Source organism: Mesorhizobium sp. P2_E7, from assembly GCF_056403855.1.
Genome location: NZ_JBFUER010000003.1, coordinates 92,672 through 117,587, shown reverse-complemented (window position 1 = coordinate 117,587; position 24,916 = coordinate 92,672). Strand labels below are relative to the sequence as shown.

The 24,916-nt window shown below is 63.4% G+C and carries 27 protein-coding genes and 1 riboswitch; of the genes, 14 read left to right on the top strand and 13 right to left on the bottom strand.

The genetic code is table 11. The annotated features are described in order from the left end of the window. Positions 1 to 111: 111 nt before the first annotated feature. Positions 112 to 408 carry a 50S ribosomal protein L28 gene (rpmB, locus tag AC1DYC_RS19770; RefSeq protein ID WP_023670682.1) on the bottom strand — a complete coding sequence of 99 codons (297 nt, stop codon included), beginning with the start codon at positions 406 to 408 and terminating at the stop codon, positions 112 to 114. A 262-nt stretch (positions 409 to 670) separates the two neighbouring features. Here rpmB and AC1DYC_RS19765 point away from each other — a divergent pair, with 262 nt between their 5' ends. Genes AC1DYC_RS19765 through AC1DYC_RS19755 form a run of 3 tightly spaced genes read left to right on the top strand, consistent with a single transcriptional unit; the run spans position 671 to position 3,078 of the window. Continuing rightward, on the top strand, positions 671 to 1,471 hold the full coding sequence (locus AC1DYC_RS19765; protein WP_477409193.1) for a DUF3108 domain-containing protein: 801 nt from the start codon (positions 671 to 673) through the stop codon (positions 1,469 to 1,471). Between the two features lie 45 nt (positions 1,472 to 1,516). After that, positions 1,517 to 2,404: an aromatic amino acid exporter YddG gene (gene yddG / locus AC1DYC_RS19760; RefSeq protein ID WP_477409191.1), complete on the top strand. Its 888-nt coding sequence runs from the start codon at positions 1,517 to 1,519 to the stop codon at positions 2,402 to 2,404. Continuing rightward, positions 2,401 to 3,078, top strand: a complete 678-nt coding sequence (locus AC1DYC_RS19755; RefSeq protein ID WP_477409189.1) for a lysoplasmalogenase family protein — start codon at positions 2,401 to 2,403, stop codon at positions 3,076 to 3,078. Before yddG ends, AC1DYC_RS19755 begins: the two co-directional genes overlap by 4 nt. A gap of 120 nt (positions 3,079 to 3,198) precedes the next feature. On the opposite strand, the gene AC1DYC_RS19750 is transcribed toward AC1DYC_RS19755, so the two are convergent. Beyond that, entirely contained in the window at positions 3,199 to 3,639 is a 441-nt protein-coding gene (locus AC1DYC_RS19750) for a cupin domain-containing protein (RefSeq protein WP_477409187.1), read from the bottom strand. 20 nt (positions 3,640 to 3,659) lie between these two features. Continuing rightward, positions 3,660 to 4,427 carry a hydroxyacylglutathione hydrolase gene (gene gloB / locus AC1DYC_RS19745; RefSeq protein WP_477409185.1) on the bottom strand — a complete coding sequence of 256 codons (768 nt, stop codon included), beginning with the start codon at positions 4,425 to 4,427 and terminating at the stop codon, positions 3,660 to 3,662. 134 nt (positions 4,428 to 4,561) lie between these two features. On the opposite strand from gloB, the gene AC1DYC_RS19740 reads away from it, so the two are divergent. The 3 genes from AC1DYC_RS19740 to AC1DYC_RS19730 all read left to right on the top strand — a co-directional run bounded on the left by AC1DYC_RS19740 (position 4,562) and on the right by AC1DYC_RS19730 (position 8,272). Next, entirely contained in the window at positions 4,562 to 5,344 is a 783-nt protein-coding gene (locus AC1DYC_RS19740; RefSeq protein ID WP_477409628.1) for a class I SAM-dependent methyltransferase, read from the top strand. A gap of 137 nt (positions 5,345 to 5,481) precedes the next feature. Continuing rightward, positions 5,482 to 7,305 (top strand): ABC transporter ATP-binding protein/permease, encoded by a 1,824-nt coding sequence (locus tag AC1DYC_RS19735; RefSeq protein WP_477409183.1) that lies wholly within the window; start codon positions 5,482 to 5,484, stop codon positions 7,303 to 7,305. A gap of 166 nt (positions 7,306 to 7,471) precedes the next feature. Continuing rightward, entirely contained in the window at positions 7,472 to 8,272 is an 801-nt protein-coding gene (locus AC1DYC_RS19730) for a DUF1194 domain-containing protein (RefSeq protein ID WP_477409181.1), read from the top strand. A 52-nt stretch (positions 8,273 to 8,324) separates the two neighbouring features. Here AC1DYC_RS19730 and AC1DYC_RS19725 read toward each other — a convergent pair whose 3' ends face one another. Continuing rightward, a complete protein-coding gene (locus tag AC1DYC_RS19725) occupies positions 8,325 to 9,260 on the bottom strand; it encodes a glycosyltransferase family 2 protein (protein WP_477409179.1) in 936 nt (311 codons plus the stop codon). A gap of 1 nt (position 9,261) precedes the next feature. Next, positions 9,262 to 10,257, bottom strand: a complete 996-nt coding sequence (locus tag AC1DYC_RS19720) for a glycosyltransferase family 2 protein (RefSeq protein WP_477409177.1) — start codon at positions 10,255 to 10,257, stop codon at positions 9,262 to 9,264. A gap of 279 nt (positions 10,258 to 10,536) precedes the next feature. Here AC1DYC_RS19720 and AC1DYC_RS19715 point away from each other — a divergent pair, with 279 nt between their 5' ends. Continuing rightward, a complete protein-coding gene (locus tag AC1DYC_RS19715) occupies positions 10,537 to 10,857 on the top strand; it encodes a DUF1330 domain-containing protein (protein WP_477409175.1) in 321 nt (106 codons plus the stop codon). A gap of 9 nt (positions 10,858 to 10,866) precedes the next feature. Here the strand turns inward: AC1DYC_RS19715 and metW are convergent, their stop codons facing one another. Together metW and metX are read right to left on the bottom strand one after the other, a co-directional pair. Then, positions 10,867 to 11,481, bottom strand: coding sequence for a methionine biosynthesis protein MetW (metW, locus tag AC1DYC_RS19710; RefSeq protein ID WP_477235979.1), 615 nt, complete (start codon positions 11,479 to 11,481; stop codon positions 10,867 to 10,869). Beyond that, positions 11,478 to 12,647 carry a homoserine O-acetyltransferase MetX gene (gene metX, locus AC1DYC_RS19705; RefSeq protein ID WP_477409173.1) on the bottom strand — a complete coding sequence of 390 codons (1,170 nt, stop codon included), beginning with the start codon at positions 12,645 to 12,647 and terminating at the stop codon, positions 11,478 to 11,480. Before metX ends, metW begins: the two co-directional genes overlap by 4 nt. A 60-nt stretch (positions 12,648 to 12,707) precedes the next feature. Next, positions 12,708 to 12,785, bottom strand: a riboswitch (SAM riboswitch). Positions 12,786 to 12,912: 127 nt separating this feature from the next. Between metX and hisC the strand changes: the two genes are divergently transcribed. Together hisC and AC1DYC_RS19695 are read left to right on the top strand one after the other, a co-directional pair. Further along, a complete protein-coding gene (gene hisC / locus AC1DYC_RS19700) occupies positions 12,913 to 14,022 on the top strand; it encodes a histidinol-phosphate transaminase (protein ID WP_477409171.1) in 1,110 nt (369 codons plus the stop codon). A 5-nt stretch (positions 14,023 to 14,027) separates the two neighbouring features. Continuing rightward, on the top strand, positions 14,028 to 14,963 hold the full coding sequence (locus AC1DYC_RS19695; RefSeq protein ID WP_477409169.1) for a prephenate/arogenate dehydrogenase family protein: 936 nt from the start codon (positions 14,028 to 14,030) through the stop codon (positions 14,961 to 14,963). Between the two features lie 7 nt (positions 14,964 to 14,970). Here AC1DYC_RS19695 and AC1DYC_RS19690 read toward each other — a convergent pair whose 3' ends face one another. Together AC1DYC_RS19690 and AC1DYC_RS19685 are read right to left on the bottom strand one after the other, a co-directional pair. Then, complete coding sequence (locus tag AC1DYC_RS19690; RefSeq protein ID WP_477409167.1) at positions 14,971 to 15,894, bottom strand: sugar kinase; 924 nt, start codon at positions 15,892 to 15,894, stop codon at positions 14,971 to 14,973. Between the two features lie 60 nt (positions 15,895 to 15,954). Beyond that, entirely contained in the window at positions 15,955 to 16,953 is a 999-nt protein-coding gene (locus AC1DYC_RS19685; protein ID WP_477409165.1) for a DUF2125 domain-containing protein, read from the bottom strand. Positions 16,954 to 17,076: 123 nt separating this feature from the next. Between AC1DYC_RS19685 and AC1DYC_RS19680 the strand changes: the two genes are divergently transcribed. Then, complete coding sequence (locus tag AC1DYC_RS19680; RefSeq protein ID WP_477409163.1) at positions 17,077 to 17,607, top strand: gamma-glutamylcyclotransferase; 531 nt, start codon at positions 17,077 to 17,079, stop codon at positions 17,605 to 17,607. Here AC1DYC_RS19680 and AC1DYC_RS19675 read toward each other — a convergent pair. After that, on the bottom strand, positions 17,597 to 18,577 hold the full coding sequence (locus AC1DYC_RS19675) for a quinone oxidoreductase family protein (RefSeq protein ID WP_477409161.1): 981 nt from the start codon (positions 18,575 to 18,577) through the stop codon (positions 17,597 to 17,599). The genes AC1DYC_RS19680 and AC1DYC_RS19675 overlap by 11 nt on opposite strands. Positions 18,578 to 18,760: 183 nt before the next feature. On the opposite strand from AC1DYC_RS19675, the gene AC1DYC_RS19670 reads away from it, so the two are divergent. From AC1DYC_RS19670 to AC1DYC_RS19660, 3 genes are all read left to right on the top strand, one after another. Next, entirely contained in the window at positions 18,761 to 19,705 is a 945-nt protein-coding gene (locus AC1DYC_RS19670) for a GlxA family transcriptional regulator (RefSeq protein ID WP_477409159.1), read from the top strand. Positions 19,706 to 19,855: 150 nt separating this feature from the next. Beyond that, a complete protein-coding gene (locus AC1DYC_RS19665) occupies positions 19,856 to 20,803 on the top strand; it encodes an aldo/keto reductase (RefSeq protein ID WP_477409157.1) in 948 nt (315 codons plus the stop codon). Between the two features lie 97 nt (positions 20,804 to 20,900). Then, complete coding sequence (locus AC1DYC_RS19660) at positions 20,901 to 21,527, top strand: LysE family translocator (protein WP_477409155.1); 627 nt, start codon at positions 20,901 to 20,903, stop codon at positions 21,525 to 21,527. Between the two features lie 18 nt (positions 21,528 to 21,545). Here the strand turns inward: AC1DYC_RS19660 and AC1DYC_RS19655 are convergent, their stop codons facing one another. After that, positions 21,546 to 22,346, bottom strand: a complete 801-nt coding sequence (locus AC1DYC_RS19655; protein WP_477409153.1) for a lysophospholipid acyltransferase family protein — start codon at positions 22,344 to 22,346, stop codon at positions 21,546 to 21,548. Positions 22,347 to 22,462: 116 nt separating this feature from the next. After that, on the bottom strand, positions 22,463 to 23,368 hold the full coding sequence (locus AC1DYC_RS19650) for a LysR family transcriptional regulator (RefSeq protein WP_477409151.1): 906 nt from the start codon (positions 23,366 to 23,368) through the stop codon (positions 22,463 to 22,465). A 114-nt stretch (positions 23,369 to 23,482) separates the two neighbouring features. On the opposite strand from AC1DYC_RS19650, the gene AC1DYC_RS19645 reads away from it, so the two are divergent. Beyond that, positions 23,483 to 24,115 carry a pyridoxamine 5'-phosphate oxidase family protein gene (locus AC1DYC_RS19645; RefSeq protein WP_477409149.1) on the top strand — a complete coding sequence of 211 codons (633 nt, stop codon included), beginning with the start codon at positions 23,483 to 23,485 and terminating at the stop codon, positions 24,113 to 24,115. A gap of 5 nt (positions 24,116 to 24,120) precedes the next feature. Here AC1DYC_RS19645 and AC1DYC_RS19640 read toward each other — a convergent pair whose 3' ends face one another. Then, positions 24,121 to 24,837, bottom strand: coding sequence for a YdcF family protein (locus AC1DYC_RS19640; protein ID WP_477409147.1), 717 nt, complete (start codon positions 24,835 to 24,837; stop codon positions 24,121 to 24,123). Positions 24,838 to 24,916 lie beyond the last annotated feature (79 nt).

Sequence of the window (24,916 nt, the reverse complement as noted above, 5' to 3'; positions counted from 1 at the left end):
GGTAATGGAACCAGCCAGGCGCTATCCGAAATGCGGATCGCGCTGCCTTGCAAGTTTTTGAGCATCGGATCGCTCCGATGCTCAAGGCGGTCGTCCCCCGCCTTAAAGTCTTTAAGCGGCGGGCTGGTCGGCCAGCTTCTTGGCGATCTGCTTCTTCAACAGGCGCGCGCGCTGCGACAGTTCCTTGGCGTCGGCCTTGGCCAGGAAGGCGTCGAGGCCGCCGCGATGCTCGACCGAACGCAGCGCGTTGGCCGAAATGCGCAGGCGCACATTCTGGTTCAGCGCTTCCGAGATCAGCGTCACATTGACGAGGTTCGGCAGGAAGCGGCGCTTGGTCTTGTTGTTGGCGTGGCTCACATTGTTGCCGGTCTGGACTGCCTTGGCAGTGAGTTCGCAGGTACGGGACATGGTTCTAACCTTCAGTTCTCGCTAAGCCTGCCAAACCATTTTCGCCCGCGCCGGGCGGCGCGCGGTTTTAGTCAGGCGGCCTTATGGAAAAGTTGGCGTTCCATAGTTGCATTTCGCCAATGCGTCAAGCTCCGGCTTGCCCATGCCTGTGACGGGCATTTCATATAAAGGCCGGAATTCAGCCTATAAGCGGTCGCATAGGGACATGCCAGGCCGGAGTTGCCCCGTCTCCGGCTTTAAAATTCAAGGACCGACCCCCGCCATGCTTCGTCCGTCTCATGCCGTTGTCGCTATGCTTGCCGCTGCCTTGCCAACCTCAACCCTTGCCGCAGCGCCGGCAGCTGCCCCACAGTCCTTCAAGGGCGAATACACCGTGTCGTTCCTCGGCCTTTCGGTGGCCAGGGCGAAATTCAACAGCCACTACGAAGGCGATAGCTATTCCATAGACGGCACCGTCTCCAGCGCCGGTATCGCCACTTTGTTCGACGATACGAGCGGCACGATCTCGTCAAAGGGCAAGATCCTGGGCAAGCAGATGCAGCCGCAGGCGTTTCGCGCCGACTACAAGTCCGGCAAGAAGGCTTCCGTCGTCGACATTCGCTTCGCCAATGGCGCGGTTACCGCCACCCAGGTCATCCCTGAGCCGAAAAAGCGCAATCCCAAGACCTGGATACCGCTGGGTGGCAACGATCTGACATCGGTGCTCGATCCGATGGCCGCCACCGTCATCCATGCCGACAGCCTCGACCAGGTCTGCGGCCGCAAGGTGAAGTTCTATGACGGCGAGATGCGCGCCGACCTGACGCTGACCTACGCCTCGAAAGGCTCGATCTCGGTCAAGGGCTACAAGGGCGACACCGTTACCTGCAAGATGAGCTTCGAACCGGTGGCGGGCTACCGCAAGGGCCGCAAGGCGCTGAATTATCTGAAGAACAAGAGCAAGATGATGGTGACGTTTGCACCGCTCGGCCAAACCGGCGTATATGCGCCGATCCACGCCACGGTCGGGACGCAGATAGGCACCTTGACCGTCAGCGCGGGGCGGTTCGAAGCTACTGAATAGGCGCGCCCACCCGACTAGAAATGGGGCGCGCCGCCGGAGACGGGCATGGGGCGCGCAACACTGATCGGGTTTTCGGCGGTTGCCATGTGGGCGCTGCTGGCGCTGCTCACCGACGCGTCGGGCGCCGTGCCGCCTTTCCTTTTGTCGGCCATCACCTTCACCATCGGCACCGCGGTCGGGCTGGTCGCCCGGCTGTTCATGCCGGCCTCCGACAAAAGCCAGAAGATCCCGCGCCAAGTCTGGCTGATCGGCATTGCCGGCCTGTTCGGCTACCACTTCTTCTACTTCACCGCGCTGCGCAACGCGCCGGCGGTGGAGGCAAGCCTGATCGCCTATCTGTGGCCGCTGCTGATCGTGCTCGGCTCGGCGCTGATGCCGGGCGAAAAACTGGCCTGGAACCATGTTGTCGGCGCACTGCTTGGGCTCGCCGGCACGGTGCTGATCGTCACCAAAGGCGGCGGGCTTGCCTTCGATGCGCGCTATGCCTTCGGCTATGCGATGGCGGCGGTCTGCGCACTGCTGTGGTCGTCCTATTCGCTGCTGTCGCGGCGTTTTCCGGCGGTGCCGACCTCGATCGTCACCTGGTTCTGCGCCCCCACGGCGGCGCTTTCCCTCGTGTGCCATCTGTTGCTGGAAAAGACAGTGCTGCCCGACGGTCCCGGCCAATGGCTGGCCGTGCTCGGTCTGGGGCTGATGCCGGTGGGTGCGGCCTTCTACGCCTGGGACATCGGCGTCAAGCGCGGCAACATCCAGGTGCTCGGAGCGGCCAGCTATGCGGCGCCGCTGCTATCGACGCTGGTGCTTATCGCCGCCGGCGTTGCCGAGCCGTCGCTGCGTATCCTCGCCGCCTGCGTGCTGATCACCGGCGGCGCGGCCCTGGCGGCGAAATCGCTGTTCCAGCGCAAGCCGGCAACTGGTGAGGCAAGCGCATGACGATGCCGTTTGCCGGCGGTATCGACGCCAACGCCAATGCAACATTGATTTTTTCGCTGGTGGCGGCGGTGATCTACGCCTTCACCCTGGACATGCGGCCGACGCTTGCCCGCTCGGCGGCAAAGACGCTGTCCGTGGCCATGCTTGCGGTGCTGGCCTTCATGCAAGGTGGGCCGCTGCTGCTTGTCGCTGCGCTGGCCCTAAGCGCCGTCGGTGACGCCTTCCTGTCGCGTGACGGCGAACAGGCCTTCCTCGGCGGGCTGGCCAGCTTCCTGGCAGCGCATATCCTCTATGTGCCGCTCTTCTTGCGCAGCGGCGGCGGGCTGGATGTGCTGGGCACCGAAACATGGCGCGGCGCCATCGCACTCGCCATGGCCGCCTTCGTGGTCGTCATGCTGGCAGCACTCTGGCGCCGTGTCGGCCCAAGCCTGCGGGTGCCGATCGCCGCCTATATCGCGGCCATTCTGGCGATGGGCATTTCGGCGTTGACGCTCGACAATCCGTGGGTCATCGGCGGCGCCGTACTGTTCATGGCGTCGGACGGGCTGCTTGCCACGGAAAAATTCCTGGTGCCGGCAATTGCGCCCTATCGCGCCGGTATCCGTTATGCGGTCTGGGTGCTCTACTATGCCGCCCAGTTGGCGATCACGCTCGGTGTGTTGATATTCAGGTGATGCCGGCTTGCAAAGGGCGGTTTCCTGCGCTTCCGGTGCTCACGTACCCAGAAGTACGTTCCGCTCCGGTTCTCGGAAACCACCCTTTTCGACTCGGCCTGACCTGAATCTCAACACACCTTAAAGTGTTCCGGGTTCCCAGCCGGGTTCGGCCATTTCGAACGCGGCGAAGTCGAAGCCCGGCGCCACGGTGCAGCCGACCAGGGTCCATTCGCCGAGGCTGCGCGCCGATTGCCACCAGCCGGCCGGCACCACGATCTGCGGCCGCTCGCCCGCCGCAAGTTCAATGCCGAGCACCTGCTCGATCACCTGGCTAACCTTTGGACCGCCTTCCTCGCACATCGACAGCGCCAGCGGCGCGCCGGCATGGAAATGCCAGACCTCGGCCGCGTCCTTGACCCGATGCCAGGCCGAAATCTGGTCCTGTTCCAGCACAAAATAAATCGCCGTCGAATGGCCGCGCGCGCCGCCGGCGCCGTCGCGAAAGGTCTCGGCATACCAGCCGCCTTCCGGATGCGGCTTCAGGCCAAGCGTGGCGATGATTTCAGCGGCGCTGGTCATGGCTGTTCCCGCAACGACGATCAGAAGTTGTCCTTGCGCTTGCGGATCTCGGCGAAAACGTCGGCATCGCTGGCCTTTTCCATTCCGAGATGCTTGCGGATCGCCGGGTCGTGCCAGCGCAGGAACGGATTGGTCGACAATTCCTCGCCGATCGTGGTCGGCAGCGTCGCCTTGTTGTCGGCGCGCAGCGTCTCGATCTTCGCCGCGCGCTCCTTCAGCGCAGAATTGGTCGGGTCGACGGTCAGCGCGAAGCGGGCATTGGAGAGCGTGTATTCATGGCCGCAATAGATGACCGTCTCGGCCGGCAGTGCGGCGAGCTTCTTCAGCGAGTCATACATCACCGGCGGCTTGCATTCGAACAGCCGGCCGCAGCCGAGTGCGAACAGCGTGTCGGCGGTGAACGCCACTTTCGAGGCCGGAAAATGATAGGAGACGTGGCCCGCCGTGTGACCGGGCGTGGCGATAACATCGATCCGCTCGCCGCCGAGATGGACGACCGAGCCCTGGCCGACGGTTTCGTCGATGCCGGGGATCTTTTCCTTTTCCGCCTCCGGTCCGACGATGCGCAGCTTGAAGCGCTCCTTCAGCGCCAGATTGGCTTCGACATGGTCGACATGGTGGTGGGTGGTCAGGATCAGCGTCGGCTTCCAGCCGGTGCGCTCGATCGCGGCCAGGATCGGCGCTTCTTCGGGTGCATCGATGATGGCGGTCTCGCCGCTCTTGGGGTCATGCACCAGCACCCCGAAATTGTCGCTGCGGCACATGAACTGTTCGATTTCGACCGGCATTTCTGATCTCTCCATCTGTCGCCGCAGACATAGGGCGCTTGGTCCCCGATGTCATCCGGCTTTGTTGAACTTAGCTTCTGTTCGGCTTGGCGCCTTTGTTGAACTTGAGCGGCATCGCAGCTACCGTCCCGCGTATGCATTCCGATATCGTCGACCTCCGTTCCTTCTATTCGACCACGCTCGGTCGCCTTGCCGAACGCTCGATCACCATGGCGCTGTCCTCGCTATGGGCGACCGTGCCCAATGAGCGGCTGGTCGGGCTCGGCTATACCTTGCCGTGGCTGGAGCGGTTCGGCACCGATGCCGAGCGGGTTTTCGCCTTCATGCCGGCAACACAGGGCGCTGTGGTCTGGCCGGCGAGCGGGCCGACGTCGACGGCGCTGGTCTTCGACGAGGAATTGCCGCTGGTCGATTCCTGCATCGACCGCATGCTGCTAGTGCACTCGCTCGAACATGTCGAAAACCCGCGCGAGACGCTGAACGAGATCTGGCGGGTGCTGTCGCCGGCGGGGCGTGTCGTCATCGTCGTGCCCAACCGGCGCGGCGTCTGGGCCCGGTTCGAGCACACGCCGTTCGGCAATGGTCGGCCATTCTCGCGCGGCCAGCTCACCGAATTGCTGCGCGAGGCGAACTTCACGCCGGCCTCCTGGTCCGACGCGCTGTTCTTCCCACCATCGCCGCGGCGCTTCATGATGCGCTTCCACAATGTGCTGGAGCGAGCCGGTCGGCGGTTCTGGCCGATCTTTTCCGGCGTCATCGTGGTCGAGGCACAGAAGCGGCTCTATCAGGGCGTGCCGGTCGCGCAGCGCGCCTCGCGCCGCGTCTTCGTGCCGGTGCTGTCGCCGCACGGCGCGACAAGGCTTGGCCGCCAGGCCGAAGCGGTGATATCGACCAAGCGTCAGGTGACACCTTCGTGATCACGATGGAAATTGGTGTTGCGTGAGGTTTTCCCACCTATCTGTCGCAGATGCATTCACAGGCCGTTTGAGCTGCGGATGCCTTCAAGTCCCTCCATTCGGTTTCAGCACCGCTTTTGAACGCAAGGACCCAGGCCATGGCTGATCAACCGGACACGAACGCCGCAGCCCAGCCGGTAACCGTCGAAGCCAGCAGCCTGCGCGACCAGGTGGCGACGATCAAACGCGCGCTGGTAAGCTCGCCGGTCCGCAAATGGCTGGTGTGGACGTCGGTCGGCATCATGGCCGTCATCGTCGCGACGTCGATCGGCCAGGTTCTGCTCAACCGCTGGAACCAGCCCTTCTACGATGCGCTGGCGCGCCGCGACATGGCGGCCTTCCTGCACCAGCTCATGATCTTTGCGATGATCGCCGGCACGCTGCTGGTGCTCAACATTGCTCAGACCTGGCTCAACCAGATGATCCGGCTGAAGCTGCGTGAGGCGCTGACGCTCGACCTGATCGACCAGTGGATGCGGCCGGCGCGGGCCTTCCGGCTGGCCAATGCCGGCGCCATCGGCGTCAATCCCGACCAGCGCATGCAGCAGGATGCCGCGCATCTGTCCGATCTGACGACGGACCTCGGGGTCGGCTTGCTGCAGTCCTTCATCCTGCTGGTGTCCTTCGTCGGCGTGCTGTGGCAGTTGTCGTCGGGCTTCGTCTTCCACATCAACGACTGGTCGCTGGCGATACCGGGCTACATGGTCTGGGCCGCGTTCCTCTATGCCGGCATCGCCTCATGGCTCAGCTGGCTGGTCGGGCGGCCGCTGATCCACCTCAACAGCGATCGCTACACGCGTGAGGCCGAGCTGCGCTCCTCGATGGTGCGGGTCAACGAAAATGTCGACGCCATTGCGCTCTACCATGGCGAATCCGATGCCAAGCGCCGGCTCGAAATCGACCTCGGCACGGTGCTGGGCGCCATGCGGCGCATCTACACCGCGCAGATCAACCTGTCCTGGGTGACCGACACCTATGGCTGGATCACCGTGGTGGCGCCCATCCTGGTGGCATCGCCGGTCTATTTCTCGGGCGATATCAGCTTCGGCGGGCTGATGATGGCGGTCGGCGCCTTCAACCAGGTGCACTCGTCGCTGCGCTGGTTCATCAACAACATCGGCGGCATCGCCGACTGGCGCGCCACACTGATGCGTGTCGCCGACTTCCGCATCGCGCTCGATGAAACCGATGTGCTGCACGACAAGGAAAGGCGCATCGAATTCGGCGACAACGCCAATGGCAGCCTGACGTTCGAAAAGCTCCAGGTGGCCTCGCCGGAGGGCTGCACCAAGCTTGCCGACAGCCATGTCGAAATCCATCCCGGCGAGCGCGTCATGATCACGGGCGAGCCCGGTGCCGGCAAGACGCTGTTCTTCCGCGCCATTGCCGGCCTGTGGCCATGGGGCAGGGGGCGGATCGGCCTACCGGCTGGAGAAACCCTCATCTTCGTGCCGCGTATCCCATATTTGCCGGCCGGCACGTTGCGAGAGGTGCTCAATCATGCGAACGGGCATGCGCCCGCTAACGATGCCGACATTTCGGCCGTGCTGGCCGAGGTTGGTCTTGAACGGCTGTCATCGTCGCTCGACCGCGTGGGGCGCTGGGACCATGAGTTGGCCGATGACGAACAGCGCCTGCTGGGCGTGGCCAGGCTCGCGTTGCGGCGGCCGAAATGGGTGATCATCGACGAAGCCATGGATGCGTTCGATGGACCCTCGCTGAGGCGCGTGCTGGCGATGCTGGAAAAGCATCTGAAGGGAGCCGCGATCATCAATATCGGGCGCGGCCAGCACAACACTCAGTTCTTTCCGCGCGGCCTGACGATCGTGAAGGATTCCGGTGCGCCCGCGCTGAAGCCAGCTCGCGTCAGGGCCGGCGCCATCGACCCGCCGCCGAGAGGGGCTCGCCCGCGAAAGAAGTAGCCTAAAGCGCGTCGCATTTGAACGGATTCACGCAACGCGCTTTAGGTCTTTGTTTCATGCATGTCGTTCTCTCAAAACCGGGGCCACTTTTGAGCGACATGCATTAGGCTTTATTTCGCCGCGATCGCGGCGAAGATTCGCGGATCGAAACATCCCTGGTGCGGCCATGCTCGATGCGTTCAGCCTGCTAGCCTGCCTTGCTTGCACTCCGGTCACGCCCGTGGCTGCCCCGGCCAATGCCGTTGCCGTGGATGTCGAACTGGTGCTAGCCGTCGATATCTCGCAGTCGATGGACGAGAGGGAGTTCGCCTTGCAGCGCGCCGGCTATGTCGAGGCGCTCCGGCATCCCGATTTCATCAAGGCTGTGCGCTCGGGCACGACCGGCCGCATCGCGCTTGCCTATTTCGAATGGGCGGGCGTCGTGCGCGAGGACGGCGTCATCGCCTGGCAGATGATCGACAGCGCAGAAAGCGCCAACGCCTTCGCCGACAAAATAGCCGCGCGGCCATTCCGCAGCTTTCGCGGCACCTCGATTTCCGGCGCGCTTGCCTTCGGCACCGGGCTTTTCGATGGCGCCGGGTTCGATGCGCCCCGAAGCGTCATCGACATTTCCGGCGACGGTCCCAACAATACCGGGCTGCCGGTCGCCACCACACGCGATGCCGCGGTGGCCAAGGGCATCGTCATCAACGGCCTGCCGATCCTGATCAGCCCGTCGCCGACCTTCAGCCATCTCGACCAGTATTATGACGAGTGCGTCACCGGCGGGCCTGGCTCCTTCGTGCTGCCGATCTACGCGGCCTCCGAATTCGCCACCGCCATACGCCGCAAGCTTATCCTGGAGGTGAGCGGCATTGCCGATGCGGCCGTGGTCACGATCGACGCGGTCGCACCGATGGATTGCCTGCAGGGCGAGCGCGACCGGCGGTTTTATTCCGATCCGTATTTCCCGGAACTCGATAAATGAGGTTTTGAGGCAGTTCCGGAGGGAAAGCCGCTGCGCGGCTTCCAGTGAAGCGTCAGGCCGGCCGAGCACCGTATTTGTCGCGAAATTCGGCGTAGAGATCGCGGCGCCAGCGCCGGCCGCCGACATAGCCGCGAAACAGTTGCGGCAGCGAATAGCCGAGCGCCTTCGACGACCGGTTGGCCAGATAGCCGGAGAAGGCCTGCGAAACCCTGCCCTTGAGCGCGTCGGCGATTAGCTGCCGGGCGATCATGTAAGGCGGAATGTGGGGGTAGCGATCGGCGATATAGGGGTGCTTGTCGATCAAACTGGCATAGGCTTCGACATAGCCGTCGCGGCGACCGGAGATCGAATTCTCCGAATTGTACTTTTTCCAGTCGATCACCTCGGACAATTGCGCGCCGCTGCGCCGGGCAAAGCGCAGCAGCAATTCGCGATCCTGCATGCGCGTGACGTCGCTGTCGTAGCCGCCGATGGCCAGCAGCGATTCGCGCCGGGCGGTGATCGCCGAGCCGGCAATGAAGATTGTCTGCCCAACCAGAGCCCGCTCCAGCGTGTCGCGGTTGAGGAACGCATCGCGATTGACACAATTGGTGCGGCGATTGCCTTTCAGCGAGACGAAGGAGCTGATCAGCACTTCGAGCGAGGGATTGGCCTCGAACCACTCCAGCGTTCGCTCCAGCCGGTCCGGCAAGTAGACATCGTCGGAATCGAGGAAGGTCACCACCGGCGCCCGCGCCCGTTCGATGCCGGCGTTGCGGGCAGCATTGGCGCCGCGCCATTTCGAGCCGACATAGATCAGCCGTGGATCGCGGATTTCGGCAAGTGCGGCGGCCGTGCCGTCGGTCGAGCCGTCATCGACGACAATGTGCTCGAACCGGGCAAAATTCTGCGCCAGCACGCTTTCGACGGCGCGCACCACCTTGCTGCGGCGATTGTGCGTCGGCGTGATCACCGTGATGAGGGGCTCGATTTCCAAGGTCTTGGCCATTTCAGCTATGCACTACATAAAGGGGCACGTGTTCCGGTTCGTCCCGGATCAGACCAAGCGCCATGGCCGCCTGGGCAAGAAAAACCAGAGTGCAAAAGACCAATCCGACGATCAGGGCAAACGGGATCTGCCAGATTGGCATTCCGACTTGTGGGGCATGGGCAGTGAGGCGTTTGCTCACTCGCCGGGACGTCGAAAACCAGCGCCTTGTTGCCTTCAGCGCGCGTTTGCCTCGGGATGTCGATTCCAGCGCCACATATTTGCGGTCCGCATCGCGACCGGTGACTAGGGCACGCCAGAAGAAAAAGCGCCAGCCGCGCGGGGGATAGTGGCTGGCCCGTGCATCGACCCTGACAAAGTCATATCCGCTTTCTCGCAACTGGTTCGTGAGCAACGTGCAAGAAACCTTGAAACCGTTGTTGGCCGGATAGGGGTGGCTGGCCAACCAGAGTCTGCGAAAGGCGCAATTGTTGGCGTTCATCGCTCGCCTGGAAGCAAAACGTTGATCACCATCGCGCAACGGGAAGAACCATAGAAGGGCAAAGGTGCGCGAGGCGAAATCGTCGAATCCGAGATAGGTGTAGCCGTTCACAGCAGTCGTCTTCGGGTCCTGTAGCGGTTTGAGGAGCGCCGACAGCCAGCCGTGCTCAACCGTCGTGTCAGAATCGGTGAAAATGACGGCGTCGCCCGTGGCCAACTCGGCGCCTTTGTTCTTGACCTCGTAGTACCGGCCACCGGTGCAAGCGCCGAAAACCAGATTTGCAACTGCGCCAAGTCGCGGGACAAGGTCGCAGATTCGTTGCTGGAGAAGCGGCGTGTCGGTATCCTGTCCGTTGTGAACGATTATAACCTCCGGTCTGGCGTATTGATCGTCCGTCGTTGCCCTTCCGATCTCTCGCGCCAAAGCGGTGAGCGAAACGCCAACCTCATCTTCGTTGATGTACTTGGCGTTTTCCATTTCGACAACAATCGAATACGTCTGATTCTTCCGTTCCATGCTCCGCTCAGCATCATGTTGGCAGGCGACGCTACAAAGAACAGGTCCCTATGTCATCAGAAGATGCGAGAGGCGATCCGTCCGCAATAACGAATTTCAGGCCCCGCGCTCCAATGGCAACACCCTCGCCGGTTCGGGCAGCGTGCGCTCGAGGGTAGGTTCGCGGGTCGCCTTGATCCGCGTTCCTATTACCTCAGGCGTAATCGACCGATGGCCGTCATTTCCCCAGATTGCGCCAACGAAGCCGGTTTGCGCTTCGATCGAACAGGGAGTTGAACCATGACCGCCTACGCCGTCGCCCATATGCGCCAAGTCACAATGGGCCCGCAGATCGTCGAGTATCTGCAGCGGATTGACGCCACGTTGGAGCCGTTTGGCGGGCGCTTTCTTGTCCATGGCGGCGACATGGAGGTGCTCGAGAACGAATGGCCCGGGGATCTCATCGTCATCGAGTTTCCGGACAACGAGAATGCGCGCGGCTGGTATAGTTCGCCTGCCTATCGAGAGATCCTGGCCTTGCGGACCGACAATTCCTGCTCCGATGTGGTCCTCGCCGAGGGTGTCAGGCACCCGCACAAGGCGACAGACGTGCTGGAATAGGGGCAAACTCTATCGCTTCAGCAAGAACACCGCTTGCTGGCCGAAGAAATTCCAGAACCACCATGGCATCGACAGGCCGATCTTCTGGCCGTTGCCGTCGAGCGCGGTGGCTTTCTCGACCGAGGCGCCGAGCTCCTCGACCAGATTGACGAAGTCGCGGATGGTGCAGAAATGGATGTTGGGCGTGTCGTACCAGGAATAGGGCAGGTCCTCGGTCACCGGCATCCGTCCCTTGAAGAACAGCGACAGCCGCACCCGCCAGTGGCCGAAATTGGGGAAGGAGACGATGGCGCGGTTGCCGATCCTCAACAGTTCGTCGAGCACCAGCTTCGGGTTGCGGGTCGCCTGCAGCGTCTGCGACAGGACGACGAAGTCAAAGCCTTTGTCGGGATAGAATTCGAGGTCGGTGTCGGCATCGCCCTGGATGACCGAGAGGCCCCGCGCAACGCATTCATTGACGCCGCGCTGCGACAGCTCCAGCCCACGGCCGTCGACCTGCTTGGTCTCCTGCAGTAGTTCGAGCAGCAGACCGTCGCCGGAACCGACATCGAGCACCCTGGACTGCGGCGGGATGAGGTTGGCGACGACCTCGAGATCGACGCGCTGGCTGCCGTTGACGCTCATGATGCGAGCCCTCTCGCCCGTGCCGCCGAGCCTATGAAGCCGTTGATGGCGGCAAACAATTCCGGCTCGTCGAGCAGGAAGGCGTCGTGGCCACGGTCGGTGTCGATCTCGACAAAGGAGACCGAAGCGCCGGCGGCGTTGAGTGCATGCACGATCGAGCGGCTCTCCTCAGTCGGGAACAGCCAGTCCGAGGTGAAGGACACGAGGCAAAAGCGCGTCTTTGTGCCGGCAAAGGCATCGGCCAGCCGGTCGCCATGGTCGGCTGCGAGGTCGAAGTAATCCATCGAACGGGTCATGTAGAGATAGGAATTGGCGTCGAAGCGGTCGACGAACGTCATGCCCTGGTGGCGCAGATAGCTCTCGATCTGGAAATCGGCGTCGAAACCGAAGGTCAGCGCGTCACGGTCCTGCAGATTGCGGCCGAATTTTCGATGCAAGGCGGCTTCCGACAGATAGGTGATGTGGGCGGCCATGCGCGCTACGGCCAGCCCTTTTTCCGGGCGCGCGCCATGCTCGAAATATTTGCCGCCATGCCAGTCCGGGTCGGCCATGACAGCCTGGCGGCCGACCTCGTGGAAGGCGATGTTCTGCGAGGAATGGCGTGCGCCGGTGGCGATCGGCAGCGCCGAGAAGACGCGCTCGGAATAGCATGATGCCCATTCCAGCACCTGCATGCCGCCCATCGAGCCGCCGAGCACGCAAAACAGCTTTTCGATGCCGAAATGGTCGACCAGCATCAGCTGCGCCCGCACCATGTCGCGGATGGTGATGATCGGCAGGTCGAGCCCGTAGGGCTTGCCGGTGGCGGGATTGGTCGAGGCCGGGCCGGTGGAGCCGAGACAACCGCCGATGACGTTGGAGCAGATGACGAAGAAACGGTTGGTGTCGATGATCCTGCCGGGGCCGATCAGCACTTCCCACCAGCCGGGCTTGCCGGTTACCGGATTGGTATTGGCGACATGTTGGTCGCCGGTCAGCGCATGGCAGACCAGAATGGCGTTGGAGCGGGCGTCGTTCAGTGTGCCGTAGGTTTGGTAGGCGATCTGAAACGGCGACAAAAGCGTGCCAGCGTCGAGCTTGAGCGGCTTGTCGGGGCCGAAACGCAACACCGGGCTCGACGGGTTGTCGGCCTCGTTGTTGGTTTTTGCAGCGCGGAGCGCGGTCATGTGACTCTCCTTGCCCGCCGTCAGGCAATAAAAAACCGGCAATGCGATCGCAAAGCCGGTTACGTCACGCAAACGGCCCTTTAGCGAGTTGTTTAACGTGGCTGCAAGCCGACCGGCCAAATCACCACGGGACTGTTACGTTCTTCTAGAACTCGCGCCGCCCGGCGTCAACGGCAAGCTATTGGCCGGGCCTCTCGACATTCGGTGCCACGGCTTGTATTTCCGCTTCGGCCTCCGGATGGGGCATTCTCGACGGATTTGCGACATGGACAAGACAGCGGACAAGGCACGGCCGACGCCCCGCGCGGGCATCATGGACATAGAAGCCTATGTGCCGGGCAAGAGCACGGCGCCGGCTGGCGTCGCCAAGGTCCATAAGCTGTCGTCGAACGAGAACCCGCTCGGCCCGTCGCCGAAAGCAATCGAGGCCGCGCGTGAAGTCGCGGCCAGGCTGGATGTCTATCCCGACGGCACCGCAAGGCGGCTGCGCGAGGCGATCGCCGAAGTGCACGGCCTCAACCCGGCAAACATCATCTGCTCCAACGGTTCGGACGAGATTTTGGGCCTGCTGGCGCAGACCTATCTGGCGCCGGGTGACGAGGCGATTTTTACCGAACACGCCTTCATGGTCTACAAGATCTACATCCAGTCGGCGGGCGCCAGGCCGGTTGCGGTGAAGGAAACCGACGAGCGTGCCGATGTCGACGCGATCCTGGCTGCGGTGACGCCGCGAAGCAAAATCATCTTCCTCGCCAATCCCAACAATCCGACCGGCACCTATTTGCCGTTCCAGGAAGTGCGGCGTTTGCATGCTGCCCTGCCGGGCAACGTGCTTCTGGTGCTCGATGCCGCCTATGCCGAATATGTCCGGCGCAACGATTATGAGGCCGGCATCGAACTGGCAGGCAGTGCGCAAAATGTGGTCATGACCCGCACCTTCTCCAAGCTTGGCCTTGGCGGCGCGCGCATCGGCTGGATGTATGGCCCGTTGCACATCGTCGATGCAATCAACCGCATTCGCGGCCCTTTCAACGTCAACGCGACAGCGATCGAGGCCGGCATTGCCGCCATCCGCGACCGCGCCCATGTCGAGCGCAGTTCGTTGCACAACGAGACCTGGCTTACCTGGCTGAATGAAGAGCTGACGAAGCTTGGTCTCAGGGTGACGCCGAGTGTCGGCAATTTCGTCCTCATCCATTTCCCTGAGGACAAGAAGCATTCGGCAGAGGCAGCGGACGAGTATCTCACCCAGCGCGGCTACATATTGCGACGGGTTACCGGCTATGGCTTCCCCAACGCGCTGCGCATGAGCGTCGGCACAGAAGAAGCCAATCGCGGTGTGATTGCCGCGCTCACGACATTCCTGAAAAGCTGAATCCCATGACATCACCGATGTTCGAGAAAATCGCGCTGGTCGGCATCGGCCTGATCGGCTCGTCTCTGGCCCGCGTCATCCGCCGCGAGGGCCTGGCCCGCCATGTCGCCATCGCGACGCGCAGCCCGACCACGCTGGCGCGGGCGAAGGAACTCGGTCTCGGCGAGAGCTACACTACAGACGCAAAAGAAGCGGTTCGCGACGCCGATCTGGTCATCGTTTCGGTGCCTGTGGGATCGTCGGGCGAGGTGGCGGAAGAGATCGCGCCGGCGCTGAAAAAGGGCGCAATCCTCACCGATGTCGGCTCGACCAAGGCCTCGGTGATTGCACAGATGCAGCCTTACGTGCCGGACGGCGTGCATTTCATTCCGGGCCATCCGCTGGCGGGTACGGAAAAATCCGGCCCGGATGCCGGCTTTGCCGAGCTGTTCGAAAACCGCTGGTGCATCTTTACGCCGCTGCCGGGCACCGATCCGGCCGCACTGGAAAAGCTCTCCGAGTTCTGGCGGCGCTGCGGCTCCAACATCGACACGATGGACCCGCAGCATCACGACATGACGCTGGCGATCGTTTCGCACCTGCCGCACATCATCGCCTACAACATCGTCGGCACTGCCGACGATCTGGAATCGGTGACCAAGACCGAAGTCATCAAATATTCGGCCTCGGGTTTTCGCGACTTCACCCGTCTCGCCGCTTCCGATCCGACCATGTGGCGCGATGTGTGCCTGCACAACAAGGATGCCATCCTCGAAATGCTGGCACGCTTCTCGGAGGATCTGGCCTTCCTGCAGCGGGCGATCCGCTGGGGCGACGGCGACAAGCTGTTCGACCTGTTCACCCGCACCCGCGCCGTACGCCGCTCGATCATCGAGGCCGGCCAGGACATTGACGTGCCGGATTTCGGCCGCCAGGCGGTGGAGCATCCAGCCAAGACCTAAATCCGTTTCAGGCAGGCCAGGTTGCCGCAACCATGGCCATTGTCTCGGCCCGGTCCGGCGCGCCCAGCCGGCCACCGAAGCGCTGGCATTTGAGCGCGGCGGCGGCGCTGGCAAAGCGCAAGGCCTGCTCGATCGGCATGGCTTCGGCGAGCCCGACGGCAAAGGCGCCGTGGAACACGTCGCCGGCGGCAAGCGTGTCGACCGCCTTGATTTTCGGCGCAGCGATGTGGCGCACGCAGCCGGCGGACCGGTCATGCCACCAGCTTCCCGCCGCGCCGCCGGTTACGGCGACGAAGGCATCGGTGCGGCTGGCGAGATCGGCGCAAGCGGTCTCCGGATCAAGTGCATGGCCGCAGACAATGCGCGCCGCCGTCTCCGAAGCGACGATATGCGAGGCCAGCGGCAACAGACGCTCCAGCACCTCCAGCGGCGCGGTGTCGGCGTCGAGGATCGCCGGGCGGCCGGCTTCGCGGGCGGCGGTCAGGGCGAGGGCGGCAGCGCCCGGCCAGCGCACATCGACCAGCACGGCGTCGAAGCCGGAAAGATCGGCGACAGGCAGCGCGTCGGGGTCGGCCTGCGCCTTCGGGTCGTAGAACGGCACGATGATGCGCTCGCCATGGGCATCGACCAGGATCGAGGCCAGCGCCGAACGCGCGCCTTTGACCCGGCGGACAAAGCTGCAATCGACGCCCTCGGCCGCGACGCCGGCCAGCAGCTGGTCGCCGATGGTATCGTCACCCGCGCTTGCCCACAAAAACACCTCGGCGCCGAGACGGCGGGCGGCGCAGGCCGCACTTGTCGCCATGCCGGCGGCGAGCTGAATGCCGTCCGAGGCGATGAACTTGCCCTGATGCGTGGGCAGGGTTTCGAGGCGCAGGATGGTGTCCAGCGTCAGCGCGCCAACGCTGAGCAGTTTTACTGGCCGGCTCATGTGTTGGCTTGGCTAAGCATGGATCTCCTCCCAAAGCGGTTCGCGCTTTGGGGCTATGCTCTAATCGAGCGGCTTGATCTTGCCTAGCGGAATGAAGCCGAGCGAAGCCTTGCCCTTCACCACCTTGAGCGGCATCGACGGTTCGTTGCCGAGCAAAGCCAGGCCGGCAAAGCCTTGTTCGATCTGGCTCTTCTGCTCGGGGATGGCGGTGGCGAGGATTGCCGCCACGGCTTTGGGATCCTTGAGCTTGATGGTCAGATCGGCATTGACCAGGCCGTTGGCGTCGACAGAAACCGGGCCGGAGACGGTGATGCGTGCGGTTCCCGACGACAGATCGAGCTTGTGGATATCGGCCGCCTGGCCGCGCAGGCTCCTGGCCTCCGTCTTCATCAGCGCCACGCCGTTCTTCAGCGTCGCGTCGCCGCTGCCATCGAGCGGCGGCAGGACGCGCCCGCCGATCGCGTCGGCATCGATCTCCAGATCGGTGAAGCTTCCGACGTAGCCGACGTCCAGGCCGTCGGGCCGCAGCTCACCCGCTGCGGTCCCTGCGCTGAACAGCGAAACCGGATCGGTGTCGTCGGCCGGGTCGGTCTGGCCGGACAGGCCTTCGGCCTGCAACGAGATGCTGCGAGGCAAGGGCCAGGACAGCTTTGCACCGGCCTGCAGATTGTCCCAGTCGATCCAGAGCGGGGTCATCCCGGGCACTGAAGTGCGCAGCGGTCCGCGCAACTCGGCGGCGGGCGACAATGGTCGGATGAGTTCGGCCACGAAATTGAAGCTGCCGGTCGAGGCGGCGACGTTTCTGGCGTCGTCCTCGTAGGCCAGCGTGTCACAGGATACGGCAAAGCTCAGGGGATAGCCGCTGACGGTGAGATTGGCGCAGCCGGCCTCGATGCCTCTGGTGTTCAGCTGCGCCACCGCCTTGTCGGCTTCGCTTCTGACGCGGCCGGCGACATAGAACCAGACCGCGCTGTAGACGCCGAACAGCATCACGACGAAAGCGGCGAGCCACAACAGCCGGCGGGGCAACTTCGACGGGCGCTCGTTACTTGACGTCATGCTGCGGCTTTCATTAACGCGGGCGTGTTGCGAGTGGACTGTGGATTACGCAACAAGCAAATAGACAGAAGAACACCGATTCCGATGCGGTGTCGTCACTCTCGTGCAATCAGGCTTGGCGATATGGGCGATTTTTGGGTTTTTGGCTACGGCTCGCTGATCTGGCGGCCGGGATTCGCGCATGTCGAGACCCGGCGCGCCCGCCTTTACGGCTACCGCCGGTCGCTCTGCGTCTACTCCTTCGTGCATCGCGGCACGCGCGAGCGGCCGGGCCTGGTGCTTGGCCTCGACCGTGGCGGCTCCTGCGTCGGGCTGGCGTTTCGCGTGCCCGGTGAGTTGCGCGATGAGGTGCTTGCCTATCTGCGCGAGCGCGAACTGGTGACCAGCGTCTATCTCGAGCGCGTGCTCGACATCCGCCTCGACGGCGGCGAAACGGTCCCGGCGGTCGCCTATATCGTCGACCGCCAGCATGAGCAGTATGCCGGCGGGCTCGACGCGGCGCATGCGGCAAGCGTCATCCGTGGCGCCGTCGGCCAGTCCGGAAACAACGAGGACTATGTGGCGAGCACGGTCGAGCATCTGAAGGCGCTCGGCATTCGCGATCACTGGCTGGAAGAGGTGGCGAGACGGGTCGCGCCCAACGCTACATCGTGAAAATCTGTTTCCCGAGATCGGCACGATCCAGGCTGTTTTCGACGGCAAGCTTGAACTCGCTTAGCGGATGGACGCCGCCGACAGGGATGTGGAAGCCAGGCTGGCCGAAGATGTCGATGATCTCGCGCAGCATCGGCCGGTCGGCTTCAACAGGCGGCGAAAAGAAGTAGCGATAGATGTTTGCCCTGATTTCGGCGCCGCTCAGCAGCACGTCGAAATTGTGCAGTTCGAAACGCTCGGCGCTCATGCCGCCATTGATGACCATCTGCCCGCCAAGAGCAAGGGTGCGGATCAACTCGCCGCTGGCTGGCCCGCCGACATTGTCGATGATGCCGTTCAGTCCTGCGCCGCCGGTCATGTCCATGACAGCTTCCCTTATGTCGCCCTTCACGTCCGACAGGTCGAGGGTGGCGGTGGCGCCAAGCTCCTTCAGATCCAGCCTTTGATGCTGGCGTCGCACCACCGCAATGACGTTGATGCCGCGCCGTTGGGCGAACTGCATCACCATGGTTGAAATCGATGAGTAGCCGGCCGTTACAGCCAGCCACTGACCAGGCTGCACCCTGGAATCCACCAGCAGGTCCCAGGCGGTGATCGGGTTCACCATCTGCCCGGCGCGTTCGGCGGGATAGTCGGCGGGCAAAGGGATCAGCCATTCAGCGGGAATGGCCGCGTACTCGGCCCAGGTGTTGTAGTGGCTGAAGGCGACAAGCGTGCCGGGTTCCAGCGCGACACCCGCTCCTATCGCCTCGATAATGCCTGCACCATGGTTTCCCGCGATCTGCCGGGGAAAATGGGGCTTCTTCGGCTCGGGATAGAGGTTCTGGATGAACAGAAAATCGCCAGGGTTGACCGAGGCCGAGACCATCCTGACCAGAACTTCGCCATCGCCGACGTGCGGGGTAGGAACGTCGCCCAGATAGAGCACGTCCCGCGGTGAGCCAATCTCGTCGAATAGAATTGCTTTCATGTCGGTCTCCGAATGGCAGCGGCTTGGAGGCGACCAGACCGCGAGCGCCGACATTTGTATCGGCGCCGCGGACTCTAGGTTCGGCCGGCAAAAACCAGAATTGGCAGAATTGACAATCTATGTGCTAAACTTGCCATACTGCGAACTCGAGGACGCATCCTGGAACAACAACCTGTCCACGCCGTGATCTGGCTGCCATCGTCTTTCTATTCGGCGGTCGCCGCCACGCTCGTCGAAATGTTCGATCTGGTGAACACCCTTCGCGGTGCACCGGCGATTTCCTTCGAATTCGTGGCGCGGCAGGCAGACGCCACGACGACGCCGGGAATTTCCTTTCACACCAGACGCGAACCCTCGCAGCGCATGGATCTGCTGATCCTGCTTGCCATGCCCGGCATGCAGGTGCCGGAGCTTGTTGCCGCACTGGAGGAAGAGAGCCGTCATGCCGCGCCGCTGATCGCCAGGGCGCAGCGCGACGGCGCCATCATAGCCGCGCATTGTGGCGCCGGTTACTTCCTGGCCGATGCCGGCCTCCTCGATCGAAAACGGGCGACGATCTCCTGGTGGCTGAAGGTCGATGCCCAGCGCCGTTTTCCGAAAGTGCGCTGGGACGCTTCCCGTGTCCTGGTCGGGGATGGCCGGATCTACACGTGCGGCGGGGGCTTTTCAGGCTTGGAGCTCGGCAAGACGCTTCTGAAGGATCTTGGCTTCGTCAAGGAGGAGCGGCTGGTTCGCAAACTCTTGGTGCTGCCGCCGTCGCGCCACAGCCAGGCGCCCTATGAATTCCCGCTCACCGATCTGTTGCCCTTGCATGAGCCATTGCGCGACCGCCTCGAAGCCCTGGCAAGAATCCAGCTCAGAACGCTCGACCTTGCCTTGCTTGGCGCGCATCTCGGCCTGTCGCCGCGAACGCTGGCGCGCCGGTTTGCCGATGAATTGCACACAACTCCTGGCCGATGGATTCAGGACCAACGGCTCGAGGCCGCCAAGACGCTTCTCGAAAGCACCAAGCTTGGCATTGCGGAGATATGCTATCAGGTCGGCTATCAGGATGCGGCCTCGTTCAGTCGGCTTTTCAACCGCACGGTCGGACTGCCACCCGGTGAATACCGGCGTCAAAGTCAGTAGACCACGGGCAGGTTGCGGGTCGCGCCTTTGTGAAGCGCTGGTCCGCTGGAAAAATTGGCTGAGGCCTTTGACCTCGGCGCGGCGAGACCTAGCTTAGCTGCGGCCCGAAGCATTCGGGTTCGCCCGCCGCCAGCCTCACGGAGCCCCATCTTGCAGAAACGTCGTCTCGGTCAAACCGACCTTTCCATCGCGCCGCTGGTTCTGGGCGGCAATGTCTTCGGCTGGACCGCAGACGAGAAGACCTCCTTCGACCTGCTCGACCGGTTCGCCGGCGCCGGCCTCAATGCCATCGACACGGCGGACGCCTATTCGCGCTGGGTGCCCGGCAACAAGGGCGGCGAGTCCGAAACCATCATCGGCAAATGGATGAAAAGCCGCGGCAACCGCGACAAGATCGTTGTCGTCACCAAGGTCGGGTCGGATATGGGGCAAGGCAAAAAGGATTTGTCTGCCGGTCATATCGAAAGGGCGGTGGAGGCGTCGCTGAAGCGGCTGCAGACCGACGTGATCGACCTCTATCTGTCGCATTGGCCTGACCCGACCACGCCTTACGAAGAGACGCTCGGCGCCTATGAGAAGCTGCTTGCCGCCGGCAAGGTGCGCCATATCGGCGCCTCCAACCTCGACGCCGGCCAGTTGCGCGCCGCGCTCGATGTGGCCAGCTTGCGCGGGCTGCCGCGCTATGCCGTGCTGCAGCCGGAATACAATCTCTACGATCGCTCTTCCTTCGACGGGCCGCTGCACGATCTGTGCGCGGCGGAGGATATCGGCGTCATCACCTATTTCGCCCTCGCCAAAGGGTTTCTGAGCGGCAAATACCGCAGCGAGGCCGATCTTGGCAAAAGTGAACGCGGCGGTGGCGTGAAGGGGTATCTCAATGCGCGCGGCATGCGCATCCTGGCGGCGCTTGACGCTGTGTCCGCGCGGCATTCGGCCAGCCAGGCGGAAGTGGCGCTCGCCTGGGTGATGGCGCAGCCCGGCATCACCGCGCCGATCGCCAGCGCCACGACGCACGAGCAGGTCGACAGCCTGGTGCGCGCGGCATCGCTGAAGCTCAGCGCCGAGGATCTCGCGGCGCTGGACAAGGCCAGCGCCTAGCCAAGGCTTCCGCAACAGGGTTGCACGATCGTTCAAGACGGTGCCAGTCCGCCTTTGCCAAACTGCTCTTCGGCATCGTCGCAGAGGCGGGAGCAGCATGGGCGCAGACATTCTTTCGCAGGCGCAGCCCTGGCAGCAATTGCTGGCGCTGGTGCTGGCGGCAACCGTCGTCATGGGCAGTCCGGGCCCGGCGACGATCAGCGTCACGGCGATAGGCGCCGCCTTCGGCCTGCGCAATTCGCTTCGCTACGCCTCAGGGATCATTCTGGGCACGTCAGCGGTGCTGCTGGTGGTGGCCACCGGCATCACCGCGGTGCTCGCCTCGATGCCGGGGGTGGCGCCGGTGCTGGCGGTCGCTTCCGCCGCCTACATCCTCTATCTCGCCTATAAAATAGCGACGGCGCCGCCGCTGGCGGCAGGCGAGAGCGGGGCGGTGCTGCCAACCTTCCTCGGTGGCTTCCTGCTCGCTGTCGCCAACCCGAAAGCCTATGTGGCGATTGCAGCCGTGCTTGCCGGATCCGCGACAGCGGCCGGCACTGACGCTCTCGGTGTCCCAGCGAGGCTCGCAGTTCTTACCCTGATGATCGTCGCCATCCATGTGGTATGGCTACTGGCCGGAGCAGCATTCGCGCAGTATCTGCGCCAGCCGCTGGCGTCGCGGATCATCAATCTGCTGTTTGCGGCAACGCTGGTGGCGACCACGGCATTGGCCGCGTGGCCGTAGCTCAAGCGGCGCCGGAGATCAGGCCCTGGTCTTCGCGGTCGCAGCGAGTTCGGCCAGTCGCTTGACCGCCGTCGGCGGCATTGGCGGCGGGTTCGGCGCTCGGGAAGCTTCGATCAGCAACTGATCGCAAGCGGCTTCCGTCTCGCCGATCAGCCGGTCCATGAATTCGTCCTTGCCCAGCCCGGGCGGGATCGGCGGCAGGAAACGGGCCTTGATGGTGCCGGGATAGCGCATGAATTTGCGGCGCGGCCAGTAGAGGCCGGCGACATGGGCGACGGGCACCACCGGAACGCCAAGCTGCGCGTAAAGCTCGACAATGCCATATTTGTAGGCCGGCTCGTCGCCCGGCGCGCGGCGCGTGCCTTCGGGATAGATGATCAGCTGGCGCGGATTGCGTGCCATTTCCTCCCTGGTCGAGGCAACGACCTGCTTCAGCGCCTTGGAGCGGCTGCCGCGGTCGACCGGGATCATCCGCATCTTCATGATGTACCAGCCGAAGAAGGGGATCCAGGTAAGCTCGCGCTTGAGGATGTAGAGTGGGTCCTGAAGAAGCGGAAAGAAGGCGATCGCGTCCCAGAACGACTGGTGTTTCGGCGCCAGGATGAAGGAGCCCTCCGGCAGGTTCTCGACGCCGGTGATGTCGCTCCTGGTGCCGGCGATCTTGTCGTAGAGCCACAGGCTTGTGCGCGACCAGAATTTCGGCACGAACCAGGCGCGGTGGCGCGGCGACAGGAAATAATACGGGGTCCAGAGGATCATCTGGACGATCAGGTTGACGTAGAAGACGAAGTTGAACGCCAGCGAGCGGATATAGAGCATGCGGGGAAGGGCCCGTTGAGGAGGTGTGCGTTGGTTACACCAAGCGCGGGCAAAAAGGAAACGCCGCAATGGCCTCAGGCCGGGCGCTTCGCCACAGGCCCGCAGCCAGCCTTAGCTCACCAGGCCGCCTGCAGCAGCCGCTGCTTCAGCCGGGGAGCGGCGAAATCGAGGAATGCCCTCAGTTTCACCGGCAGCAAGCCCTGGCCGGCATGGACGAGGCTGACCTGCCAAGGCGGCGGCTCGAACGACTGCAAGACAGGGACAAGCGCGCCCGAACGCACTGCATCCGCGATCTGATAGGACAGCACCCGCGTCAGGCCGGTGCCCACAATCGCGGCATCGATCGCCGCTTCCGCTGTGTTGATGCGAAGGCGTGAGCGGATTGGCACGATGATCTCTCGCTTTTCGCCCGCAAAGCTCCAGCTGGCGAGGGCGGAGGGCCCCTCGAAACTGATGCATTCATGCGCAGCCAGATCCTCCGGCGCCTGTGGCATGCCGTGCGCGGCGATATAGGTCGGGCTGGCGCACACGACGCGACGGATCGCGCCGACGCGGATGGCGACCATGCTCGAAGGCGCAAGCTCGCCGATGCGGATGGCGAGATCGAGATGTTCCTCCGTCAACTGGGTAATCCGGTCGGCCAACATCAGGCGGACGTTGACCTCGCGGTAGGCTGCGAGGAATTCGGTGACTACAGGCAGCACGTGCAGCCGGCCAAAGACGACCGGCGCGGTGATGAACAGGTCGCCGGTCGGCGTACTGTATTCGCCGGCGGCGGTACGCTCGGCTTCGCCGACATCGCCCAGGATGCGGCGGCAGGCGGCGAGATAGGCCTGGCCGGCATCGGTCAGGGACAGCTGCCTTGTCGAGCGGTTCAGTAGACGCGTGTTCAGGTGTTTTTCGAGGTCGGAGACCTTGCGGCTGACCGTCGCCAGCGGAATGCCGAAACGGCGGCCGGCAGCGGAAAGGCTGCCGGCTTCCACCGCGGCGACGAACAGGTACATGGCTTCGAGGCGATCCATGGCTTCTTCCGGAAATTGGAAGGATTGGTTACGAATATGCCATCTACATCCAAAAGATGAAAGCCTCTACATCCGGTGTACAACGGCCAGAGGTTTGGCCTCGCGGAGGCTTCCATGAACGCTCACACCTTCACCAGCGATGTCGCCTTCACGCCGACGGTCAAGGCCATCCAGACCCGCAAGGGGTCGCGCAAGGGTTATGCCAGCGCCGAGGAGCGCGGCGGATGGAGCGCCGTCATCACGCCAGACCTTGCCGGCTTCATCGAGGCGCAGACCAGCGTCTTCCTGTCGACGGCCAATGGCGAGGGCCAGCCCTATATCCAGCACCGCGGCGGGCCTGCCGGTTTCCTCAAGGTGTTGGATGAGAAGACCATCGGCTTTGCCGATTTCTCGGGGAACAGGCAGTTCATCACCCAGGGCAATCTTGCAGACAACAACCAGGCCTTCCTGTTCCTGATCGACTATGCGCATCGGCAGCGGGTCAAGATCTGGGGCACGGCGCGCGTCGTCGAGGACGATGCCGAGCTTTTGGCAAAGCTGATGCCGCAGGACTACAAGGCGCGCCCCGAGCAGGTCATTCTGTTCACCGTCTCGGCCTGGGATGCCAATTGCCCGCAACACATTCCGCAGCGTTTCGAGGCCGCCGACGTGGCGGCTGCACTTGCCGAACGCGATAAGCGGATTGAGCGGCTCGAACAAGAGGTTGCACGGTTGCGCGGCACGTCGGACGGCGCGATCAAGAGGTAATCGACTCAGTCCTTCGCGGTCGAAACCTCGGCCAGCGCGACACTGTCGGCGGTCTGGCGGATCGGTACGATGCCGCGCGCCAGCGCCAGCAGGTATTTGCTGTACTCGGTCAGCAGCACGCGCAGCGCCTCCGGTTTGGTCAGCCAGTCGCCATTGTCGAGGTTGGTGTTGACCACCGGATAGGGCTCAAGCTTCGCGCCGTGCAGCAGGCGGCCCATTTCCAAGAGGCTGCGCGGCATATGGTAGTTGTTGGTGACGAGGATGACGCTGCCATAGGCGTGGCTCTCCACCCATTTGGCGCTTTCCTCGGCATTGCCAATCGTGTCGAGCGCGGCGCGGTCGATGTCGACGCAGCAGGAAAACAGCGCTTTGTCGCCGCCGGTCGCGGCCTGCAATTGGCGGCGGCTGGCCGAGGGATGAACGCCCGAGATCAACAATCGCTCGCCCTTGCCGGATGCAAGCAGATCGAGTGCGGCGTCGAGGCGCGCCTGGCCGCCTGTGAGCACGATGATTGCATCGGCCTTGGCTGGATTGGCGGGCGTAGTCATGTGACTGACCTTGCTGGCGAACCAGCCGAAGCCGCCGGCAAACAGCGCCACCAGCAGGAGCAAACACAGGGAAGCGAGACGAAGGGCGGTGCGCAAACGGCCCGGTCTGGTGCGCACACGCGCACCCACCACTGGCATCTGCCCAGCCGTTCCGGTCGAATCCCGCGCGTTCATCGTCCTATGGTTAATCCTGAAATGCCGCCTTGGTAAGGAAAAAAGCGCACATTGCGTTACGTCAGTTTTCGATCCGTGA

Coding starts and splice junctions, on each gene's coding strand:
- AC1DYC_RS19720 (WP_477409177.1), bottom strand. CDS start 10,257: ATGGAACGGAAGAATCAGACGTATTCGATTGTTGTCGAAATGGAAAAC.
- AC1DYC_RS19645 (WP_477409149.1), top strand. CDS start 23,483: ATGAACGCTCACACCTTCACCAGCGATGTCGCCTTCACGCCGACGGTC.
- AC1DYC_RS19655 (WP_477409153.1), bottom strand. CDS start 22,346: ATGCTCTATATCCGCTCGCTGGCGTTCAACTTCGTCTTCTACGTCAAC.
- metX (WP_477409173.1), bottom strand. CDS start 12,647: ATGACCGCGCTCCGCGCTGCAAAAACCAACAACGAGGCCGACAACCCG.
- AC1DYC_RS19685 (WP_477409165.1), bottom strand. CDS start 16,953: ATGACGTCAAGTAACGAGCGCCCGTCGAAGTTGCCCCGCCGGCTGTTG.
- rpmB (WP_023670682.1), bottom strand. CDS start 408: ATGTCCCGTACCTGCGAACTCACTGCCAAGGCAGTCCAGACCGGCAAC.
- AC1DYC_RS19650 (WP_477409151.1), bottom strand. CDS start 23,368: ATGGATCGCCTCGAAGCCATGTACCTGTTCGTCGCCGCGGTGGAAGCC.
- AC1DYC_RS19660 (WP_477409155.1), top strand. CDS start 20,901: ATGGGCGCAGACATTCTTTCGCAGGCGCAGCCCTGGCAGCAATTGCTG.
- gloB (WP_477409185.1), bottom strand. CDS start 4,427: ATGCCGGTCGAAATCGAACAGTTCATGTGCCGCAGCGACAATTTCGGG.
- AC1DYC_RS19715 (WP_477409175.1), top strand. CDS start 10,537: ATGACCGCCTACGCCGTCGCCCATATGCGCCAAGTCACAATGGGCCCG.
- AC1DYC_RS19750 (WP_477409187.1), bottom strand. CDS start 3,639: ATGACCAGCGCCGCTGAAATCATCGCCACGCTTGGCCTGAAGCCGCAT.
- AC1DYC_RS19765 (WP_477409193.1), top strand. CDS start 671: ATGCTTCGTCCGTCTCATGCCGTTGTCGCTATGCTTGCCGCTGCCTTG.
- AC1DYC_RS19730 (WP_477409181.1), top strand. CDS start 7,472: ATGCTCGATGCGTTCAGCCTGCTAGCCTGCCTTGCTTGCACTCCGGTC.
- AC1DYC_RS19690 (WP_477409167.1), bottom strand. CDS start 15,894: ATGAGCCGGCCAGTAAAACTGCTCAGCGTTGGCGCGCTGACGCTGGAC.
- AC1DYC_RS19735 (WP_477409183.1), top strand. CDS start 5,482: ATGGCTGATCAACCGGACACGAACGCCGCAGCCCAGCCGGTAACCGTC.
- AC1DYC_RS19755 (WP_477409189.1), top strand. CDS start 2,401: ATGACGATGCCGTTTGCCGGCGGTATCGACGCCAACGCCAATGCAACA.
- AC1DYC_RS19640 (WP_477409147.1), bottom strand. CDS start 24,837: ATGAACGCGCGGGATTCGACCGGAACGGCTGGGCAGATGCCAGTGGTG.
- hisC (WP_477409171.1), top strand. CDS start 12,913: ATGGACAAGACAGCGGACAAGGCACGGCCGACGCCCCGCGCGGGCATC.
- AC1DYC_RS19675 (WP_477409161.1), bottom strand. CDS start 18,577: ATGAAAGCAATTCTATTCGACGAGATTGGCTCACCGCGGGACGTGCTC.
- AC1DYC_RS19680 (WP_477409163.1), top strand. CDS start 17,077: ATGGGCGATTTTTGGGTTTTTGGCTACGGCTCGCTGATCTGGCGGCCG.
- AC1DYC_RS19695 (WP_477409169.1), top strand. CDS start 14,028: ATGACATCACCGATGTTCGAGAAAATCGCGCTGGTCGGCATCGGCCTG.
- metW (WP_477235979.1), bottom strand. CDS start 11,481: ATGAGCGTCAACGGCAGCCAGCGCGTCGATCTCGAGGTCGTCGCCAAC.
- yddG (WP_477409191.1), top strand. CDS start 1,517: ATGGGGCGCGCAACACTGATCGGGTTTTCGGCGGTTGCCATGTGGGCG.
- AC1DYC_RS19740 (WP_477409628.1), top strand. CDS start 4,562: ATGCATTCCGATATCGTCGACCTCCGTTCCTTCTATTCGACCACGCTC.
- AC1DYC_RS19725 (WP_477409179.1), bottom strand. CDS start 9,260: ATGGCCAAGACCTTGGAAATCGAGCCCCTCATCACGGTGATCACGCCG.